At 68.1% G+C, this 21477-nt stretch carries 12 protein-coding genes; 5 read left to right on the top strand and 7 right to left on the bottom strand.

Going from position 1 to position 21477, the window contains the following annotated elements:
• Nucleotides 1–49: 49 nt before the first annotated feature.
• Genes ACTRWB_RS28550 through osmF form a run of 4 tightly spaced genes read right to left on the bottom strand, consistent with a single transcriptional unit; the run spans nucleotide 50 to nucleotide 3853 of the window.
• The gene (locus tag ACTRWB_RS28550; RefSeq protein WP_446903819.1) at nucleotides 50–814 is read right to left on the bottom strand and encodes an ABC transporter permease; all 765 of its coding nucleotides are present in this window, start codon (nucleotides 812–814) and stop codon (nucleotides 50–52) included.
• Nucleotides 811–1758 (bottom strand): ABC transporter ATP-binding protein, encoded by a 948-nt coding sequence (locus ACTRWB_RS28545; RefSeq protein WP_446903818.1) that lies wholly within the window; start codon nucleotides 1756–1758, stop codon nucleotides 811–813. Before ACTRWB_RS28545 ends, ACTRWB_RS28550 begins: the two co-directional genes overlap by 4 nt.
• Complete coding sequence (locus tag ACTRWB_RS28540) at nucleotides 1755–2933, bottom strand: ABC transporter permease (RefSeq protein ID WP_446903817.1); 1179 nt, start codon at nucleotides 2931–2933, stop codon at nucleotides 1755–1757. The genes ACTRWB_RS28545 and ACTRWB_RS28540 overlap by 4 nt, the downstream gene beginning before the upstream one ends.
• Entirely contained in the window at nucleotides 2930–3853 is a 924-nt protein-coding gene (gene osmF / locus ACTRWB_RS28535; protein ID WP_446903816.1) for a glycine betaine ABC transporter substrate-binding protein OsmF, read from the bottom strand. Before osmF ends, ACTRWB_RS28540 begins: the two co-directional genes overlap by 4 nt.
• A 164-nt stretch (nucleotides 3854–4017) precedes the next feature.
• Between osmF and ACTRWB_RS28530 the strand changes: the two genes are divergently transcribed.
• Nucleotides 4018–4947 carry a 2-hydroxyacid dehydrogenase gene (locus tag ACTRWB_RS28530; protein ID WP_446903815.1) on the top strand — a complete coding sequence of 310 codons (930 nt, stop codon included), beginning with the start codon at nucleotides 4018–4020 and terminating at the stop codon, nucleotides 4945–4947.
• 100 nt (nucleotides 4948–5047) lie between these two features.
• Here the strand turns inward: ACTRWB_RS28530 and ACTRWB_RS28525 are convergent, their stop codons facing one another.
• Entirely contained in the window at nucleotides 5048–7012 is a 1965-nt protein-coding gene (locus ACTRWB_RS28525) for a Xaa-Pro dipeptidyl-peptidase (RefSeq protein WP_446903814.1), read from the bottom strand.
• Between ACTRWB_RS28525 and ACTRWB_RS28520 the strand changes: the two genes are divergently transcribed.
• The gene (locus ACTRWB_RS28520; RefSeq protein ID WP_129515692.1) at nucleotides 7005–7277 is read left to right on the top strand and encodes a hypothetical protein; all 273 of its coding nucleotides are present in this window, start codon (nucleotides 7005–7007) and stop codon (nucleotides 7275–7277) included. The genes ACTRWB_RS28525 and ACTRWB_RS28520 overlap by 8 nt on opposite strands.
• 342 nt (nucleotides 7278–7619) lie before the next feature.
• Nucleotides 7620–8432, top strand: coding sequence for a hypothetical protein (locus ACTRWB_RS28515; protein ID WP_446903813.1), 813 nt, complete (start codon nucleotides 7620–7622; stop codon nucleotides 8430–8432).
• Between the two features lie 20 nt (nucleotides 8433–8452).
• Here ACTRWB_RS28515 and ACTRWB_RS28510 read toward each other — a convergent pair whose 3' ends face one another.
• Complete coding sequence (locus ACTRWB_RS28510) at nucleotides 8453–9721, bottom strand: lipoprotein-releasing ABC transporter permease subunit (protein ID WP_446903812.1); 1269 nt, start codon at nucleotides 9719–9721, stop codon at nucleotides 8453–8455.
• 291 nt (nucleotides 9722–10012) lie between these two features.
• On the opposite strand from ACTRWB_RS28510, the gene ACTRWB_RS28505 reads away from it, so the two are divergent.
• Together ACTRWB_RS28505 and pbpC are read left to right on the top strand one after the other, a co-directional pair.
• Nucleotides 10013–16012, top strand: coding sequence for an MG2 domain-containing protein (locus ACTRWB_RS28505; RefSeq protein WP_446903811.1), 6000 nt, complete (start codon nucleotides 10013–10015; stop codon nucleotides 16010–16012).
• Between the two features lie 45 nt (nucleotides 16013–16057).
• A complete protein-coding gene (gene pbpC, locus ACTRWB_RS28500; RefSeq protein WP_446903810.1) occupies nucleotides 16058–18469 on the top strand; it encodes a penicillin-binding protein 1C in 2412 nt (803 codons plus the stop codon).
• 55 nt (nucleotides 18470–18524) lie between these two features.
• On the opposite strand, the gene ACTRWB_RS28495 is transcribed toward pbpC, so the two are convergent.
• Entirely contained in the window at nucleotides 18525–20453 is a 1929-nt protein-coding gene (locus ACTRWB_RS28495) for a S53 family peptidase (RefSeq protein ID WP_446903809.1), read from the bottom strand.
• Nucleotides 20454–21477: the final 1024 nt, after the last annotated feature.

Genomic DNA, 21477 nt, shown 5'->3' with positions numbered 1-21477 from the left:
CGCGCTGACGTTTTTTAACACACGCTTAAAGCGTGCTGCACCGCAAACCTTACGCGCGCCGCGCGGTCGCCACCCGCGCAATCGCGCCGATCGCATCGCTGACCAGCACCGCGAGCAGCCCGACGATCAGGCCGCCCTGCAGCACGAACGCGGTATTCGACGTCTGCAGGCCCGCGATGATCACGTCGCCGAGCCCGCGCGCGGCGACCGTCGAGCCGATCGTCGCGGTGCCGAGATTGATCACGACCGCGAGCCGGATCCCGTTGACGATCACCGGAAACGCGAGCGGCAACTCGACGGACACCAGTTGCTGCCAGCCGCTCATCCCCATCCCGCGCGCGGCGTCGACGACGTCGCGCGGCACGTCTTCGAGCCCGGCGATCGTGCTTTCGAAAACGGGCAGGAGTCCATACAGCACGAGCGCGATCAGCACGGGCTTCAAGCCGAAACCGACGGCCGGCACCGCGAGCGCGAGCACCGCGACCGGCGGGAAGGTCTGGCCGATATCGACGACGCTGCGCGCGACCGGCAGGAAATCCGCGCCGGACGGCCGCGTGACGAAGATCCCGGCTGCGACTGCGACGATCGTGCCGATCAGGCTCGACAGAGCGACCGTACCGAGATGCGCGAGCGTGAGGTCGAGCAGACTCGCGCGATCGTAGATGACAGGCGCGCCGTTGTCGGCGAACGGTGCGAAGAGGCCCTGCAGCCACACGGGGCGCAACAGCAGCACGAGCAGCAGCGCGAACGCGGCGGCGCGGGCTACCAAGGCGGGCATAACCGAACGCGCGGGCCGCACGCGATGCGCCGTCATGCGGGCTTCCGCGCGTGCGCGCGGATCGCGTCGAGCGTGATGCGGCGCGCGCCGGGTTCGTTGCGGCCGTCGCCATCGTCGACCGGCAGCGCATCGACGCCACGCCACAACAGCTCGGATACCGCATCGCGCAGCGTGCGCGTCGCGGCGATCGGTTCACCGTCGACATGGCCGGGTTCGGCGACCGCGTCGATCGGCGTCAGCGCAAGCAGGCGCAGCGGCCGGTCGACGCCCGCGACGAGCTGCTCGACGACACCGGCCGCCGGCTTGCCGAGAATCTCGGCCGGCGACGCGACCTGCAGCAGCCGTCCGCCGTCCATCACCGCGATCGTGTCGCCGAGCTTCAGCGCTTCCTCGATATCGTGCGTGACGATCACGACCGTGATGCCGAGGCGGCGCTGCAACGCGAACAGGTCGTCCTGCGCCTTGCCGCGAATGATCGGGTCGAGCGCGCCGAACGGTTCGTCCATCAGCAGCATCGCGGGCTCGGCCGCGAGCGCGCGCGCGACGCCGACGCGCTGCTGCTGGCCGCCCGACAGTTCGTGCGGCAGCTTGTCCGCGAATTCGGCCGGCGCGAGATGGAACAGTTCGAGCAGCTCGTTCACGCGCGCGCCGATGCGATCGGACGGCCAGCCGAGCAGGCGCGGCACGGTCGCGATGTTGCGCGCGACGCTCCAGTGCGGAAACAGCCCGTGCCCCTGGATCGCGTAGCCGATGCCGCGCCGCAACTGCTCGGGCGCGACGGTCGCCGTATCGACGCCGTCGATGCGGATCGTGCCGCTGGTGGGCGCGATCAGCCGGTTGATCATGCGCAGCAGCGTCGACTTGCCGCTGCCCGATGCGCCGACGAGCGCGGTGATCGTGCCGCGTTTGATCGTCAGCGAGACGTCGTCGACGGCGACGACGTCGCCGAAGCGTTTGCCCGCACGTTCGATCTCGATCATCCTGCACGTCCCTTCGCGAGCGACGTCGCGGCTTCGAATACGACGGCCGCCGCCAGTGCGAGTGCGATCGTCGGGATCGCGCCGAGCAGCACGAGATCGGCGGCCGATTGCCCGATCCCCTGGAAGATGAAGGTACCGAAGCCGCCGCCGCCGATCAGCGCGGCGACCGCGGTCAAACCGATGTTCTGCACGAGCACGATGCGCACGCCGCTCAGGATCACCGGCAGCGCGAGCACGAGATCGACACGCAGCAGCCGCTGCGCGCGTGTCATGCCCATCGCGCGCGCCGCTTCGGTCACGTGCGGCGGCACCTGCTCGAGCCCGACCACGACGCTCGACGCGATCGGCAGCAGCGAATACAGGAACAGCGCGAGCACGGCCGGCGCGACGCCGATGCCGCGGATGCCGAGCGCAGCCGCGAGCGGCACGTGCGCGGCGAGCACGCCGAGCGGCGCCATCATCAGCCCGTACATCGCGATGCTGGGGATCGTCTGCACGATATTGAGCACGGGCATCGCGACGGTCCGCACCGCCGCGACGCGTGCGCAAGCGATGCCGAGCGGCACGCCCGCGACGAGTGCGGCCGCAACGGAGCCGCCCGCGAGCGACACGTGCCGGATCGCCTCGTTCCAGAAATCGTCGCTGCGCACCGCGTATTCGCGCATCACGGAGAGGCCGTCCCACCAGCCGCTCGCAAGCGGCGCGGATATCGCCGCAATCGCGACGACGAGCGCGACGAGCCGCCGCCACGGACCGAACGAGAGCCGCGCGAGCGCGTCGGCGACGAGCACCGCCCAGGCGAACAGCAGCAGCCAGACCCCGGCGGCGGGCGACACGCGTGCAAGCGTGTCGTCGGGTGCAACGACGTGCGTCGCGATCGCACCGACCGCATAAGCGAGCGTCGCGAGCCACGTGCAGCCGGCCGCGAGCCGCCACGTGGGGCGGCTCGCCGTCATCGTCCACAGTGCGCCGACGATCCACAGCGCGGCGAGCGCGGCACCCTGCATGGCGGGCAGCGCGGCGAACAGCGACAGATCGGTGCCGGCCGCGATCCGGTTCGGCCGCAGCACCGCGAACGGCAGGCCGAGCACGGCGACGATCGTCAGGACACCGATCAGGATACCGACCTTGTCGAGTGTCACGCGCCGCGCGGACGCCGCCGCGCGATCGGTCATTTAACGAAGCCCTTCGATTTCAGATAGCTTTTCGCGACGCCGGCCGCCGGCTCGCCGTTGATCTGGATGCGCGCGTTCAGCGACTGCAGCGTCTTCAGGTCGAGGCTCGCGAACACCGGCTTCAGGTAGTCGGCGATCTGCGGATGCGCTTTCAGCACCGCTTCGCGGATCACGGGCGTCGGCGCATAGACGGGCTGCACGTGCTTGTCGTCGTCGAGCACCGCGAGGCCGCTCGACGCGATGCCGCCGTCGGTGCCGTAGACCATCGCGGCGTTAACGCCGTCGGTCTGGTTCGCGGCGGCCTTGATCGTCGCGGCCGTGTCGCCGCCGGACAGCACGACGAGCTGCTCGGGCTTCAGCTTGAAGCCGTAAGCCTTCTCGAACGACGGGAGCGCGGACGCGCTGTTCACGAATTCGGCCGACGCGGCGAGCTTCACCTTGCCGCCGCCCGCGACCCACTTGCCGAAATCGGAGAAGGTCTTCAGATGCTGCGATTGCGCGACGGGTGCGAGCACGGCGACGCCCCACGTGTTGTTCGCGGGTGCAGGGGTGAGCCACACGAGATGGTTCGCCGCGTAGTCGAGCTGCTTCGCGGTGTCGTAGCCTTTGGCGGCGTCCTTCCAGACCGGATCGTCGGCCTTGTTGAAGAAGAATGCGGCGTTGCCCGTGTATTCGGGGTAGATGTCGATCTCGCCGCTCGTGAGCGCCTTGCGCACGATCGGCGTCGTGCCGAGCGCGATCTTTTCGGTGACGGCGATGCCGTGGGCCTTCAGCACCTGCGCGATGATGTTGCCGAGCAGGTTGCCTTCGGTGTCGATCTTCGACGACACCACGACGGGCGTGTCGGCGTGCGCGCCGGGCGCGACGAGGGCGGCGGCGAGCGCGAGGCCCAGAATCCGGGCGGGCAGGGCGAGCTTCATTGGCCAATCTCCAGGACGGGGGCGTAGGCCGAAAGTTACTTGACTGAACGGGCTTTGGCAAACCGCGTGCGGCGGCGCGCCCACAGCCTGTGTGGGGATAACCCGCATCCGTCACGCGGGCTTGCTACACTGAAATCCATTCCCGCCTGCGGACACTTCCTGCCATGAAGCCCGAGTTGCTGGTCCTCATCGCATTGCGCGGCGACGCGCATCGCGAGATCGCCGCGTCGTTCGACGTGCGTTATGCCCCGACCCCCGAGGAGCGCGAGCGCGCGATCGCCGAATCCGGCGGCACGATTCGCGCGGTGCTGACCAACGGCAGCACGGGCCTGGCCGCTGCCGAGATCGATCGGCTCCCGCAACTGACGTTCGTCAGCGCACTTGGCGCGGGCTACGAACACATCGACGTCGCGCATGCGAAGGCGCGCGGCATTACCGTGGTCACGGGCGCGGGCACCAACGACGATTGCGTCGCCGATCACGCGTTCGCGCTGCTGCTCGCGGCGGTGCGCGGCGTCGTGCGGCTCGACGCGAAAACCCGCGCGGGCGTGTGGCGTGAGGGGTTGCCGATGCCGCCGAACGTGTCGGGCAAGAAGCTCGGCATCGTCGGGTTCGGCAAGATCGGCGAGAAGTGCGCGCGCCGTGCGGCCGGCTTCGACATCGAGATCGGTTATCACAACCGCTCGGCGAAGCCCGTTCCGTACCGCTATTTCGACCGGATCGACGCGCTCGCGCAGTGGGCCGATTTCCTGATCGTCGCGACGCCGGGCGGCGCGGGCACGCGGCACCTGATCGATCGCGCGGTGCTCGATGCGCTCGGACCCGGCGGTTTTCTTGTCAACGTGTCGCGTGGCAGCGTCGTCGATACCGCTGCTTTGGCGGACGCGCTGCGCGAAGGGCGCATCGCGGGCGCCGGGCTCGACGTGTATGAAGGCGAACCCGAGCCGCCGCGCGCGCTGACGGATCTCGACAACGTCGTGCTGACGCCGCACATGGGCGGCTGGTCGCCCGAGGCACTCGATCGTTCGGTGCAGCAGTTTCTCGACAACGCGGCGCGGCATTTCGCGGGGCAGCCGGTGCTGACGCCCGTTTGAGTCGCGGTTGAATCAAGTCTTGCGGCGATCAAGCGATGCCGACGGCGACCGACGTCGAGGAGACGCCGGTCGCCGTCCGCGTTGAGTCACGCGGGCGCGCTCAGGACGAAACCGACGCGAGCGGCACTGTGACCGACGTGCCGGCCGGATCGAGCGTCAGGCCCGTGCCCGGCGTCGGCCGCAGCGTCGCCTCGTTGTCGCTCGAGAGGACGACGAGGCTCAGCCGGTGGCCGGCTTCCAGCTTGTAGTCGCGCGGCATGAAGGTCAGCTTCAGGTCGTACGGCATCCCGGGCAGCACGGGTTCCGACAGCCAGTCGGACAAGCGGTTGCGCGGGTCGGTCCATGCGCGTGTGACGATCGTGGCCGTGCCGTCCGGCGCGCGGTCGACGAGCAACGCCGTCACGTTGGCCACGCCCGTGAAGGTCAGCCTGACGCGTGCGGTCGCGGCGCCGGACAGGCGCGTCGCGGCCGTGAGCGGCGCGGTCTCGAAGCGGCTGCGGTTTTCGCCGGTCGGCGCGTTCGCCAGCGTGAGCGCGGTAATGCGCGCATCGTCGGTGAAGCGTGCGAGCGGGCCGCCGGTCGGCATCCGCAGCAGCGTGCCGGTGCCCGTGCCGTCGCCGCCCGCGAAATACGTGACCGGCGTGGCATGACGTGCGGCCCAGTCCGCTTCCTTCAGCAGCTTGCCGTCGGCCTGCTCGATCACCGCGCGCGGATCGTGCTCGACGCCGTTGTCATAGCCGATCAGGTAGCGCGTAAACCACCGGTTCACCTCCGCGGTCCATGCGTCGGCCATCGCCGGCACGCGTGACGGATCGGTGTGCTTCAGGCGGTGCAGCCACAGCTGCGTCGGCACGCCCTGGCGCCGCATCGCGAGATACCACGAGGTCGACTGGTCGACGCGCACGTTGTCGTCGGTCAGCCCCTGCGCGACGAGCGCCGGCGCGACCGCGAACGCGGTCGGGATGTCGCGCGCGGCCCAGAACGGCGAATAGTCGCCGGTCTTGCGGTCTTCCTGCTGCAACGCTTCATCGATCAGATGCGTGCAGCGCTCCGGGTGCGCGTTCGTCAGCAACGCCTTGATATAGACGTCGACGTCCTCGCCCTGATAGCCTTCCGGCGCACGCACGAGCCCGCCCGAGCGGTAGTAGCCGTACATGTTCGTCAACCCGGCGACCGGCACGATCGCGTCGAGCCCGCGCGTGCGCAGGCTCGCGACCATCTTCGGCAGCGTGCCGTCGTACGACACGCCGTACATGCCGACGTGGCCCGTCGACCAGTTCGCGACGACCGTCTTGCCGTTCGCGTCCTTCGCGGTCGCATCGCGGCCGAGCCAGCGGATCACCGACGCCATCGCGACCGATTCGTCGCGCGTCAGGATCGTCGGGCAGCCGTCCGAGCCGGCGGTGCCGAGCGAATCCGCGTAGACGATCGTGAAGCCGCGCGGCACGAAGTAGCTTTCGATCCACGAGCGCCCGGCGGCGGCCGCTTCGACCTGTTGCAGCATCCGCACCTGCGGCGCGGCGGCCATGATGCGCGCGGACGCCGATGCGGATACCGACGCGGATGCGTTCGCGGCCGGATGCGGCGTGCCGTCGAGTTCGACGTCGACGTTGTGGTCGGGGCTGTCGGCAAGCCCTGCGTAGTACGGGCTCGCGAGCACGATGACAGGCGTGCGTGCGCCATTCGCGGTTTCGGCCGGGCGCACGATGCGTACGTGGATGCGGTCGCGCGTGCCGTCGCCGTCGGAATCGACCGGCGTGTCGACCCACGCGTTCTCCTCGATCGTGCCGCCCGACAGCGACGGCTGCACCTGGCCGTTCGTAATCACGGGCCGGTAGCGCCCGCCGCTGGCCGGGTTGGCGTACGGGACGCCGGACGGCGAAACGCGTGACGCCAGCGACTGCTTGTCGGCCGCCGATGCGGCGGCCCCCTCCTGTTGGCCCTGCGCGAGCGCGGAGGCGCCCGCCACGCTGCCGCCGTCGTCGCCGCCGCAGGCGGCGAGCGTTGCGGCCGCAACGAGCGCGGGAAGCCACGCGCGCCGCAATCCGGTTCGATGAATGTTCATTTCGACCTCGTTCTTGTTCGTGATTGTCGTGAACCGGCCGGCTCGCGATATGCCCCCTGCGGCCTGGCCGGGTGCTGCGTCGGATGAAGCGGAACTGCACCTTCGAAAGCGCCGGGCGACATGCCCGGGTGTCACGGCCGGTGTCGACGCGCGTCACGCGGCGCGCAACCCGGCGAGCGTCGGGGCAATCGCATCGCCCCGACCGGAAAGCGTCAGCGCGGCAGCGGGTTCGGGCCGCGCGGTCGAAGCCATGCCGATGGCATGACATGAATGCAGGAGTGCGAATCAAATGCGGGCATGCCCGACCTTCCTTCAGGTTTCAGATGAAACGGAACGGCACGATGCGATGAGGCGGGGATGTTGCGAACAGCGGTGCTGCAACGGCAGGAAAGCGCGACGCATGTCGGCATGGCTGGCCGGATTTCTTTCCGGAAGCTTGCGCAAACTTATCTCAGTGAAATCTTGGTGTCAAACTTTTTTAGTTTGTATCAAACAAAGTTTCTAATCGCGTATCGAACGTCGCCGCCAATCCGGGCGGCGTCGGTCTCAATTTCGCCGAAATCGGTCCGTAAACAATAAAAAACAGTCTGAAAGGAGAGAGAGGGCAATGACGATTTCGGTCACGGCGGCGGGCGGCCTTTCGCTCGCGCAGATGGCGCAGGAAGCGGCGCTCGACGGGCGCCAGCAGGCGGACACGGCGTCCGGGAAACCGGAGGACCCGCCGCTTGTGATCCGGGCACTCGATCAGGAGGCGATGCAGGCGGCGCGCATGAAGCAGATGTCGATCCTGGGCGACCTGACGACGAAGCTGCGCGGCGTCACCAGCCAGCTCGCGACGAGCATGCACGAGATCATCGCGAAGCGTCCGGATCTGGCCGACGCGCAGTTCGATTTCATGACCGACAACGGCCGGATCAAGGTCGTGTCGAAGACGATGACGGAAAGCGATCGCGCGTGGGTGGAGTCGACGCTGAACGCGAACGCGGGCCTCGTGCTCGCGACACGCGACTTTCACGAGCAGGCCGTCGACTTCGCCGGGCAGGGCGCTGCCGCGGTGGGCGACACGTTCACGGACGACGATCGCAAGGTGGCCAGCCAGCGCGCCGATGCGGACTTCCACTTCATGAGCGAGATCAACGCGTCCGTCGCGCGCAACCAGAAGTTCGAAGAGATCGGCGGGCATTTCACCACGCAGGATGGCACGCGGCTGAAGTTCGAGCAGTCGGCCGGCAGCGCGCGCGGCACGCTCGCGTTGCTGGATACCGATCGTCAGTTGTCGTCGGGCGCGGCGGTTTTCGTCGACGATGCAGGTCAGAAGACGTACGGCAGGCGCGCGAACCTGATCGACGTCGGCCTGGGCGGCGCGTTCGAAGACATCCTGAACGGCAGCAACAGCGTCGGCTTCCACGAGATCGCGTAACGCCGCGCCGGCCGTCGCGCCTATTCGTCGCGCAGCGCTTCGGCCGGCCGCACCCGCGCGGCGCGCCAGCTCGGGTAGAGCGTCGCGACGCACGACATCAGGAACGCGGCCGCGGCGATCTCGATCACGTCGCTCGCCGCGAGCTTCGACGGCAGCGAGCTGAGGAAATACACGGACGGCGTCAGGAAGCGGATGCCGAGCCACTGCTCGATCGCCGGCAGCACCCACGGGATGCTCACCGCGATCGCGCAGCCGAGCGCGACGCCCGCCAGCGTGCCGGCGAGGCCGATCGTCATCCCCTGGATCGCGAAGATCTTCGTGATCGACCCGGGCGGCGCGCCGAGCGTGCGCAGGATCGCGATGTCGCCCTGCTTCTGCGTGACGGTCATCACGAGCGACGACACCAGATTGAACGCGGCGACGGCGACGATCAGCATCAGGATCAGCGACAGCATGCGCTTCTGCAGCCGCTCGGCTTCGAACCACGTGCGGTTCTGCCGTGTCCAGTCGCGGATATAAAGATCGCCCGACAGCGTGCGCGACAGCGCCATTGCGATTTCGGGGGCGCGCTGGAGATCGTCGAGCCGCAGCCGGATGCCGGTCGGCGCGGGTGCGTTGAACAGCGTCTGCGCGTCGCGGATGTGGATGTACGCGAGTGCGCTGTCGTATTGATAGTGACCCGACTCGAACGTGCCGACCAGGTTGAACTGGCGGAACCGCGGCAGCGCGTCGCCGATGCGCGCGCTGTTGCCGGGCGCGAAGAACGTGATGCGGTCGCCGATCTTCACGTGCAGCGTTTCGGCCAGCGCCGCGCCGAGCACGATGCCCATCTCGCCCGGCACGAGCGCGTCGAGGCGCCCGGTCTTCAGCTTGCGTGCGATCTCGGACACGCGCGGCTCGAGCACCGGATCGATACCGCGCAGCGCGACGCCCGTCACGCTGCCCGCGTTCGTCAGCAGCGCCTGCGCGTCGACATAGGGTGCGACGGCGCGCACGGCGGGGTTCCGCAGCGATTCGTGCGCGGTGAGCCGCCAGTCGGGCATCGCGCCGGACGGCGAGAAGATTTCCACATGTGCGAGCACCGACAGCATCCGGTCGCGCACTTCGGTGCGAAAACCGTTCATCACCGACAGCACGACGATCAGCGCGGCGACGCCGAGCGCGATGCCGGCCATCGCGGCGCCGGCGATGAACGACACGAAGCCGTCGCCGGCCGAACGCCGGCCGCCGCGCGCGTAGCGCAGCCCGATCTGCCATTCGAACGGGAGTTTCAAGCGGTTTCCTTTCATTTCGATTCGATCCCTGTCGAGCCGCGCATTCTAGCGAACGCGGCGCGGCCGCGTGCAGAGGCCGGGACGCGGATGAAATGCCGCCCGACCGGCCGGTCATCGGCCGGCGTTGCGCGCCGGCACACCGATATTTCCATCGTTTCGGCTCTAGTCGATAATGGCGCCCAGCATCCGGTCGAACAAAACATTCCAAGCATTCACGGCGCAACCAGGGCCGCGCCGCCACAGACCAATAAATCTCGGGGTACGTCGCCGCAGCCGGCAGCACGTCCTTGACAAGGAAATAACAAAATGGATTTGCTGCGCTTCCTGCTGCTCCTGCCGATTCGCGCGGCCGGGTTCGTCTGGCGCCTGCTCGGTCGCGTGCTGCGGCCGCTGGTCGGCGACGTGTCGTGGACGGCGCCCGCGTGGCCCGGCGTGACCGCTGCGGCCGTGCGCCGCCGCCCGTGGCATGCCGGCGGCATCGTGCTGCTCGCGGCCGCGCTCGGGTACGGCGCATACTGGTTCAAGCATCGGCCGAAGCCGCCCGAGCCGCAGACTGTCGGCTTCACCGTGAAGGCGCCGGCGATCACGACCTACGAGGCGGACGACAGCGGCAAGCCGAAGATCACCGTGCATCCGCTCGAAGTGGCGTTCGCGCAATCGGCCGCGCCGATCGAGCTCGTCGGCAAGCCGGCCGGGCAGGGCATCGAGATGACGCCTGCACTCAAGGGTGCGTGGGAATGGGCCGACGACAAGACGCTGCGCTTTACGCCGGCGGCCGACTGGCCGGTCGGCGCGCACGTCGAGGTGCGCTTCGCAGTGCATCAGGTGTTCGCGCCGCAGGTGGTGATGCGCGACGATCATTTCGCGTTCGACCTGCCGGCGTTCACCGCGACGTCGGGCGACAACCAGTTCTACCAGAACCCCGACAATCCGGCGGAGAAGCAGGCGCTGCTGCAACTGCGCTTCAACTATCCGGTCGATCCGGCCGAGCTCGAGAAGCGCATCGGCCTCGTGCTGGTCGCCCGCGACGGCAAGACCGCGACGCCGCTGCGCTACACGGTCAACTACGACAAGATGAAGACGAGCGCGTGGGTCTACTCGCAGCCGCTCGAGATTCCGCGCGATCCGCTGACGGTGCGGCTCGACGTCGACAAGGGCGTGAAGAGCGCGCGCGGCGGCGACGGCACGCAGGCCGTGCTGCACGCATCGGTCGGCGTGCCGGGGCTCTACAGCCTGTCGATCGCCAACGTCGCGCCGACGCTCGTCGACAACGAGCGTTACGAACCCGAACAGGTGCTCGTCGCGGAAACGTCCGACGGCGTGCGCAGCGCCGATCTCGCCGCACGCGCGAAGGCGTGGGTGTTGCCGAAGCGCAAGCCGGGCGTCGATCAGTCGGACGACGATCCGCCGTACGAATGGAACGTGGCCGACATCAGCGATGCGGTGCTGAAGCAGTCGAAGCCGCTGCCGCTCGAAGCGGTGCCGACCGAGAACGACTTCGCGACGCTGCAGAGTTTCAAGTATCACGCGACGCCGGGCGACCGCATCGTCGTGCGTTTCGAGGGCGACCTGAAGTCGGCGGGCGGCTACCTGCTCGGCGCGCCGGTGACGACCGCGTTCACGGTGCCCGACTATCCGAAGCTGCTGCGCTTCATGGCCGACGGCTCGTTGCTGTCGATGAGCGGCAGCAAGCGGCTGTCGGTCGTGTCGCGCAACCTGCCGGGGATGAAGGTCGAGATCGGCCGCGTGCTGCCCGACCAGCTCCAGCATCTCGTGAGCTTCAACAACGGCACGTACGCGCGGCCCGAGCTGTCGTACTCGTTCAGCGAGGATCACATCGTCGAGCGCTTCGTGCAGACGCGTGCGTTCCCGGCCGGCGACCCCGGCAAGGCGCATTACGAAGGCGTCGATCTCGGCCAGTACCTGAAGGGCGGCAAGCGCGGCGTGTTCCTGCTGCACCTGTCGAAGTACGACCCGGCCGCCGAGAAGAAGAAAGCCGACGATGCGAAGGACAGCGATGCGTCGTCCGACGACAGCAGCCAGGATCAGTCCGACAACGCCGATTCGGGCAACAACAACGGCAACGGCGACGACAGCGACAACGCGCTCGGCGACACGCGCCTGATCGTCGTGACCGATCTCGGGATGCTGGTCAAGCGCGCGCTGGATGGCAGCCAGGACGTGTTCATCCAGTCGATCCGCAACGGCCGACCGGTTGCGGGCGCAACCGTGTCGGTGCTTGCAGTGAACGGCCAGGCGCTGTTCACGCAGACCACCGGCGCCGACGGCGTCGTGCATTTCCCCGCGTTCAAGGGGCTCGACCGCGAGAAGCGTCCGCAACTGTATGTCGTGAAGAAGGACACCGACCTGTCGTTCCTGCCGGTGGCCGGCCGCGACCGCCAGCTCGACTTCTCGCGCTTCGACGTCGACGGCGAACGCAACGCGACGGGCCAGGGGCAACTGTCCGCGTACCTGTTCTCGGACCGCGGCCTGTACCGGCCCGGCGATCCGTTCCACATCGGCCTGATCGTGCGCGCGGCGAGCTGGGCGCGCAGCCCGGCCGGCGTGCCGCTGCAGGCGGAGATCGTCGACCCGCGCGGGATCACCGTCGAGCGCAAGCCGGTATCCGTCGACGCGACGGGTTTCACCGAGCTTGGTTATACGACGGCCGAAACGGCGCCGACCGGCACCTGGACGGTCAACCTGTACATCGTCAAGGACGGCCAGCCGGGCGCCGAGCCGATCGGCAGCACGACGGTGCAGGTGAAGGAGTTCCTGCCCGACCGGATGAAGGTCGACGCGAAGCTGTCGCAGCAGGTCGTCGAAGGGTGGGTGAAGCCGAAGGGGCTGAAGGGCATCGTCGATGCGCAGAACCTGTTCGGCACGCCGGCCGAGAAGCGCCGCGTCGCGGCGACGCTGACGCTGCGCCCCGTGTGGCCGTCGTTCCGCAGCTGGCAGGGTTACCACTTCTTCGACGCGCGGCGCGCGAAGGAGGGCTATACGACCACGCTGCAGGACGGCACGACCGACGACAAGGGTCATGCCGAGTTCGACCTCGATCTCGACAAGTACGCGGACGCGACCTACCAGGTCTACTTCCAGGCGAAGGCGTATGAAGCGGAAGGCGGGCGCAACGTCGCCGCGAACGCGCAAGCGCTCGTGTCGAACAACGACTGGCTCGTCGGCTACAAGTCGGCCGACGATCTCGGGTACGTGAAGCGCGGCAGCCCGCGCACGGTGCGGCTCGTCGCGATCGATCCGGGCGCGAAGGCGATCGACGTGAAGGACCTGCGCGCGCAGCTCGTCGAGGAACGTTACGTGTCGGTGCTGACCAAGCAGGATTCCGGCGCGTACAAATACGACTCGCGGCTGAAGGAAGTGCCGGTCGACGAGAAGCCGCTGACGATTCCGGCGGCCGGGCTCGACTTCACGCTGCGCACCGACAAGCCGGGCAGCTATGCGCTCGTGATCCGCGGCGCGGATGGCACCGCGGTGAACCGGATCGAGTATTCGGTCACGGGCGACGCGAACGTCACGCGCTCGCTCGACCGCAACGCCGAGCTGCAGGTGAGCCTCGCGAAGCACGACTACAAACCGGGCGAGCAGGTCGAGATCGCGATCCGCGCGCCTTACGCGGGCAGCGGCCTGATCACGATCGAGCGCGACAAGGTGTATGCGCACGCATGGTTCCATGCGGACACGACGAGCTCGATCCAGCACATCACGGTGCCGGCCGGCTTCGAAGGCAACGGCTACATCAACGTGCAGTACATTCGCGACCCGTCGTCGGACGAGATCTTCATGAGCCCGCTGAGCTATGGCGTCGTGCCGTTCTCGGTGAACCTCGACGCGCGCCGCAACGCGCTGACGGTCGACGCGCCCGCGCTCGTGAAGCCGGGCGATACGGCCACCTTCACCGTGCATTCGGCGAAGCCCGCGAAGGTCGTCGTGTTCGCGGTCGACGAAGGCATCCTGCAGGTCGCGCGCTACAAGCTCGGCGATCCGCTGAAGTTCTTCTTCCGCAAGCGGATGCTCGAAGTCGGCACGTCGCAGATCCTCGACCTGATCCTGCCGGACTTCGAGAAGCTGATGGCGATGGCCGCGCCCGGCGGCGACGCCGACGATGCGATCGGCCGCCAGCTGAACCCGTTCAAGCGCAAGCGCGACAAGCCGGTCGTCTACTGGTCGGGGATCGTCGACGTGAACGGCGACACGCGCCTGAGCTACACGGTGCCCGACTACTTCAACGGCAAGCTGCGCGTGATGGCCGTGTCGGTGTCGCCGGACCTGGTCGGCACGTTCGAAGGCGCGACGACGGTGCGCGGCGATTTCGTGTTGTCGCCGAACGTGCCGACGACACTCGCGCCGGGCGACGAGGCCGACGTCAGCGTCGGCGTCGCGAACAACCTGACGGGCGTCGGCAACCAGCCGGTGCCGGTCGCGGTCACGCTGAAGACGGGCCCGCAGTTGCAGGTGATCGGACCGGCGACACAGAACGTCGCGCTTGCGCCGCAACACGAGGGCGTCGCGCTGTTCCGCGTGAAGGCGACCGACACGCTCGGCTCGGGCGCGCTGTCGTTCGGCGCGCGCTACGGCACGAAGGGCGCGCAGCAGCGCGTCGACGTGTCGGTACGGCCGGCCGCCGCGTTCCGTACGCAGCTCGACATCGCGCGGCTCGACCCGGGCAAGAAGGCGAGCGTGCCGAACCTGCGGCCGATGTACGACGCGTATGCGTCGCGCGATGCGAGCATCTCGACCGCGCCGTTGGTGTTGTCGGAAGGGCTGTCGTCGTATCTCGTCAACTTCGACCACTACTGCAGCGAGCAGATGGTGAGCGCGGTCGTGCCGCGCGTGTTCGCGTCGAAGTGGCTGTCGGTGCGCGCGCTGACGAGCGCGATGCATGCGCCCGAAGCCGGTGCCGACGCGGCGAACGCGAGCGCGATCACGCAGTTCCTCGGCGTGCTGCGCAGCCGGCAGAACGCGCAGGGCGGCTTCGGTTTGTGGAGTGCGACGCCCGATGCCGACCCGTTCGTGTCCGCGTACGCGATGCACGTGCTGCTCGATGCGCGCGAGCGCGGGATGGCCGTGCCGAAGGACATGCTCGACGCGGGCAACGCGTATCTGCAGAAGCTCGCGGCGAACGATTCGCTCGGCTCGCTCGACCTGCTGCGGCAGCGCGCGTACGCGGTGTACCTGCTGACGCGTCAGGGCAACGTGACGACCAACAGCCTCGCGGCCGTGCAGAAGCGCCTGCAGGATGCGTATCCGAACGACTGGAAGAACGATCTCGCGGCCGCGTGGCTCGCCGCGTCGTACCAGTTGCTGAAGCAGGACAAGGAGGCCGCCGCGCTGATCGCCGGGCCGCAGGCGTTGCTCGAACGCAAGCGCGCGTCCGACGGCGATTACTTGACGGGCTACTACATCGATCCGCTGACGCGCGATGCGAGCGTGCTGTACCTGCTCGCGAAGCACTTCCCCGAGCGCGTGCGCAAGCTGTCGCCGCGCGCGATGGACAACATCGCCGCGCCGCTGGTCGACAACCGCTACAACACGCTGTCGTCGGCGATGACGATCCTCGCGCTCGATGCGTACGCGGCGTCGAACGCGGGGCAGCTCGACCAGCTCGCGATCGACGAGGTGCGTGCGGGTGCTGCGGCGAAGGACGTGTCGTCGATCCAGGCGAACCTCGTGCGTTCGGGCACGTGGGCGGCCGGCGCGTCGCGCGTCGACTTCGTGAACGGCAGTGCGCTGCCCGCGTGGTGGGTCGCGAGCCAGTCGGGCTACGACCGCGGCACATCGACGAAGGCGATCAAGAACGGGCTGGAGATCGTGCGCGACTACACCGACACGAACGGCAAGCCGCTCGACAAGATCACGCTCGGCCAGGAGATCGACGTGCACCTGAAGATCCGTGCGACCGGCTCGGCGAACGTCGGCAACATCGCGATCGTCGACCTGCTGCCCGGCGGCTTCGATCCGGTGATCGCGCCGCCGCCCGCGACCGACACGCAGGACAGCGACAGCCCGGACGGCGGCGCGTCGGCGCCGGTGGCCGATGCGCCGTGGCGTTCGCCGATCGGCGTGACGGGGTCGACGTGGCAACCGCAGTTCGCGGACGTGCGCGAGGATCGAGTGGTGATCTACGGCACCGCGACGACCGACGTGCGCGAGTTCGTCTACCGGATCAAGGCGAGCAACGCGGGTCGCTTTGTCGCGCCGCCCGCGTACGGCGAGTCGATGTACGACCGCCGCGTGCAGGCACAGGCACCGGGCGGCGCGGCGCTGACGGTGGAGCGCGTGCGATGACGGTGCGGCGGCACCGGCCGTGCCGGGTAGCCGGAGCGCCCGCGCATGGCTGACGTATCCGGGCTCCGGCGCGCGCTGCACGGCGCCGGGCGCTGGCTGCATCGCTGGCAGAACTGGATCGCCGGCGCGCTGCTCGTGTTCGGCGTGCTGGCCGCGTGCCGGCTGTGGCCGCATCCGCCGCTGCGCGACTGGAAACCGACGTCGGTCGCGGTGGTCGATGCGCAGGGCCGGCTGCTGCGCCTGACGCTCGCGAAGGACGACCGCTACCGGCTGTGGGTGCCGCTCGACCGGATGTCGCCGCAGCTCGTCGAGGCCGTGATGCTGCACGAGGACCGCTGGTTCTGGTGGCATCCGGGTTTCAATCCGTACGGGCTCGCGCGCGGCGCGTGGATCACGTACGTACGCGGCGGCAATCCGCAGGGCGGCTCGACGCTGACGATGCAGCTCGCGCGTTCGCTGTGGCGGCTGAACACACGCACGCCGGCCGGCAAGCTCGAGCAGGTCGCGCGCGCGGTGCAGCTCGAACTGTTCTACTCGAAGCGGCAGATTCTCGAGGCGTATCTGAACGACGCGCCGTACGGCCGCAACGTCGAAGGCGCGGGCACCGCGAGCGTCGTCTATTTCGACCGGATGCCCGACGCGCTGACGCTGCCCGAGGCGCTTGCGCTCGCGGTGATTCCGCAGGATCCGGCGCGGCGCGTGCGCGGCGGGCAGGACGCGATCAACCGCGCGCTGGCCGCGTCGCGCAACCGGTTATACGCGCGCTGGCTGACGCAGCATCCGGGCGATGCGTCGCTCAAGCCGCTGTTCGCGTTGCCGCTCGCAATGCGGCCGCTGTCCGCGCTGCCGTTCGACGCGCCGCACGCGGTCGACCAGGCGCTCGCCGCGCGCAGCGCGTGGCGCACGACGTCGGGCGCTGCCGATGACGCGCACGACGCCGGCGCGCGGCTCGTGACGACGCTCGATCTCGATCTGCAGCGCACGCTCGAACGGCAGATCGTACGCTACGTTGCGCGCAACGACACGCGCGGCGTGCGCAACGCGGCCGCGCTGCTCGTCGATACGCGCGACATGGGCGTGAAGGCGCTCGTTGGTTCCGCGAACTTCTTCGATCGCACGATCGACGGACAGGTGAACGGCACGCTCGCGCGGCGCTCGCCGGGCTCGACGCTCAAGCCCTTCATCTATGCGCTCGGCTTCGACCAGGGCGTGCTGCATCCGCAGACCGTGCTGCGCGACGTGCCGACCGCGTTCGGTCCGTATGCGCCGGAGAATTTCGACGGCCATTTCCTCGGGCCGATCACCGCGACCGACGCGCTGAACCGCAGCCGCAACGTGCCGGCCGTGTGGGTCGCGTCGCAGCTCAAGTCGCCCGATCTCTACCGCTTCCTGCAGGAAGCCGGCGTGCGCCGGCTCGCGAGCGCGCAGCACTACGGGCTCGCGCTGGTGCTCGGCGGCGGCGAGGTGACGATGCAGGATCTCGCGGCGCTTTACGCGATGCTCGCGAATCGCGGCGAGTTCAGGCCGCTGCGGCTGCGCGCGGACGATCCGGCCGCACCGGGGCGGCGCCTGCTGAGCGCGGAGGCGAGCTACATGACGATGGACATGCTGCGCCAGCACCTGCGCCCCGACGAGACGAGCGGCGCGCAGCCTTCGAGCGTGCCCGTCTACTGGAAGACCGGCACGTCATGGTCGTTCCGCGATGCGTGGACGGCCGGTGTGTTCGGCCCGTATGTGCTGGTCGTCTGGGTCGGCAACTTCGACAATTCGACCAATACGGCGTTCGTCGGCGTCGACGCGGCCGCGCCGCTGTTCTTCCAGATCGTCGATGCGCTGAACGCCGAACGCACGCTCGTCGAGCCGCCGCGCGCGGTGCCGCCGCACCTGAAGCGCGTGCGCATCTGCCTCGCGAGCGGCGACCTGCCGAACGAGTGGTGCCCGCAGCAGGGCTGGACGTGGTTCATTCCGGGCACGTCGCCGATCCGCGTGAGCACCGTGCACCGGCCCGTCGTGATCGACGACGCGACGGGGAAGGCCGCATGCCCGCCGTACGACGGCAAGCGCACGCATACGGAGATCTTCGAGTTCTGGCCATCGGATCTGCAGCAGGTGTTCGCGCAGGCCGGCATTCCGCGCCGGCGACCGCCGCAGAACGCGGACTGCCGCGATGCGGGGCAGGTCGACGGCGATCCGCCGCGCATCACGTCGCCGCTGCGCGGCAGCACGTATGCGATGCGCGTGAAGAGCACGGACGAGACGCGCATCGCGTTCAACGCGACAGTCGACGCGAGCGCGCATGCGCTGTACTGGTTCGTCAACGACGCGTATGTCGGCCGCAGCACGCCGGGCGAAGCGCTGTTCTGGCAGCCGCGGACAGCCGGCAGTTATACGGTGCGGGTGGTCGACGATCATGGCCGCAGCGATCAGCGGCCGCTGGCGGTGGGGCTGGAGCAGTAGGCGCGCGCGACGCGATGCGGCAGCTTCGCCGCACCGCATCGCGCCGGGGTCTTGCTTACTTGGCCGAACTCGCGCTGACCTTCGCGAAGTCCAGGCTGCCGAAGCCCGTATCGTCGTCCCAGCCGGCCTTCGCGGTATAGCCGTGGCTGCTATACCCGTTGTTGCCCGATGTCACGTCGTGCAGCAGCGACGTATTGGTCGGGAAGTTCTGATAGAACGCCGACGTCGGCAGGCCGAGGCTGTTGTTGTTCGCCGATTCGACCCGCGCCCAGCCACCGACGAAGATCGGCGATGCGAGGCTCGTACCGCCGACGAGCTGGTTGGTCTGCCCGTTGATGACGATGTACGCGCCCGTCGACTGCGCGGCGTCGAACGCGACGTCCGGCACCACGCGCTTCGTCACCGTGCTGCCGAGCGCGGCGGTCTGCCAGCTCGGCGCGGCTTCGAACGCGCTCACGCCGCCGCCCGTCGCCCAGATCCGCACCGCGTTGTCGACCGGGTTGCCGTTGCTGTCGAGATCCGCATACGCGACGCCTTCGTTCCACACGGTTTCGCCGGCCCACGTCGTGGTGCCGGTGGTCGACAGCGTCGTGCCGCCGACCGCGACGACGTACGGCGAGCTGGCGGGCGACGACACGCTGTACTTGGACAGGTTGATCGTCGTCCTGACCGAAGTGCCGTTGTACGTGCCGATGTAGCCGGGCGCGCCTTGCGGCGACGTCGACCATTGATAGACGCCCGCGTCGCCGGCCGAGACCGAGAAGACCTGGCCCTGCGCGACGGCCTGCTTGAACACCGCGTCGTCGGCGGCGAGCGAGCCGTCCGAATTGGCGGCGGTTTCGTCGAGGCCGAGCGACACGTTGATGACGGTCGCCTTGTTGTCGGTCACCGCCTTGTTGTAGGCATCCGTCAGCGTCGCGTCGGTCAGGCCGCTGTCGCTGCTGTCGCCGTTCACGGCGGAATAGAAGATCAGCTGCTTGACGCCGCCGGAGGTGCCGATGATGTCCTGGCTGTCGAGATCCCATTCGCCCGGATCGCCGTCGTCGGCCAGCGTGCCGGACCCGCCGGCGACCACCGCCGTGTTGACGGTCGCCAGGCCGGCGTTCTGCGTGAAGGTGTTCAGGTCGGCGATGGTCTGGGTCATGTCGCCCCAGGTGATGATGCCCACCGTGGTGTTGGTCGCGGCGGGTAGGCCGCTTGCGTCATAGATCTTCGCGAAATCGGTCGGCTGGTGGCCGACTTGCTGCGAAGCAGCGGTCGCGTTCTTCGAGATCTTGTTCGGTTCGATCGCGGCGGCCGGCGCGAAGCGATGAAGCAGGCGGTGCGGCACGGCGGCGTTCTGCAGACCGAGTACCGAATCGACGATCGAGCCGAGCGACGCGGGGATCAGCGCGGCCGAATCGTTCGCGAAGACCGGCTTGCCGCGATAGTTGAAGCGCTTGATGCTGGCCTGGAAGCCGTTTTGTGCATTGCCCGCGTTGCCGTCGGCGGAGACCAGCGTGTTGTTCGCCGACACCGAGATGTTGCTGAAACCGTTCGCCTTCAGGTGCGCCACCACGGCCGCGACCTGCGCGTCGGTCGGCGCGAAGCGTGCCTTGAACTGGGCCGGCGTGAGGTACTTGTGATAACTCGCGCTGCCCGGCTGATTGACGTCGTGCAGGAACGCGTCGAGCTGATCGGTATTGCGGTGCTTCAGCACCACGGTGACATGCAGCGGCTGGCTCAGTTCGAGCGGCGTCACGTGCGTGTCGGCGAGCGCCGGCGTGCCGACGCTGTTGAGCGAGTACGCAGGCTGTGCCTGCGAGGCAGTCGAAGCCGCCGCGGCGGGTGCATTCGACAGCAGGAAAGCGGTGGTGCGGGTCGGGACCCAGTTGGTCGCTGCCTGGGCGGGCAGCGGCGCCAGTGTGGCGGCTACCGCGAGCGGCAGCGCGGCGAGGGCAAAGCGTTGCGAGAGTGTGCGTTTGACGTGCTGAGTTCTCTGCATTGTGAGCTCCGGGATTTCGACGAAGAACCGGTGCAGCGCGCGGCCCGGATCGCGGGTAGCGATGGGGCGGCGGATGCAACCTGACGCAAGACCAGACCGACCAGCAAGATTCACGGCGACATAAGTTTTCCTCCCCCTCCCACCATCAAGACCGGAGGCCGGTCGGGGCATCGGACTCGCCCATTGCGAGCGTCGATCCCGCGCACGGCCCTCTATCGTGTCGGGCCGCGACGCATCCACGGCGTCGCGGCCCGACCATCTCGTTCTATTCAATCTGCTGCTGCAGCTGCTTCAATGCTTTATCACTTACTTAGGAATCCAATGCATAAAATCCGGATAAGCGGGTGCTGCATTGTCGTGCGAAAGCGAGGTACGCGTGTTCCGTGTGAGGTGCCGGGAGCGAGATCGAATATCCCGGTCAGCCGGGGGAGATGTCGATATCGGCCTCTTCCGCCCGCGGCGGAACGGGATGACCAGTGAAGCGGGGACTGTGTGTTGCGAGCAGATGATACGGATTACGAATCAGCTACTGTCCTCGTGCAACGTAATTAAAACGGAAGCTGTTTGTCGGGCCGTTGATTTCTTGATGCGGATTCGATTGCGCGGCGGGTTTTCTTGCGGGGAAAGATAGCAAGAAAGAAAACGGAACGTCAAACTTTTTTTGATTAGGTCTAAAAAGTTTAGATAATCGCTTCGGCGGGTATTTTTAATAAGCGGGAAACGATGATGTAAGTCATTCGTCATCCTTGACGAACGCTGCATGACAGGGCTCGGGCGAAGCGCAGGTGCAGCAAAAAGATGCTGCCGCAACGGTCATTCAGCAGCGACGACGGAAAACCGGTTCTCGGTGTTTCCTTGCATGCGTGTAGCTGGGGAGTAGGCATCCGGCGCAACGGCAGATGCTCGCCGATCGAAACCGGGCGGCCCCGGTTGATCGTGTGGATGGGTGCGACTTCTACTTTTATTTCTTGTCGGTCTTCGCGTTTTTGCCGCGGAGGTGCACGGGTCGCACGCCGCGTGTCAT

The sequence above is a fragment of the Burkholderia sp. YIM B11467 genome (assembly GCF_052952715.1).
Note: the sequence above shows the minus strand (reverse complement) of the source record. Positions and strands in the feature narration are given on the sequence as shown.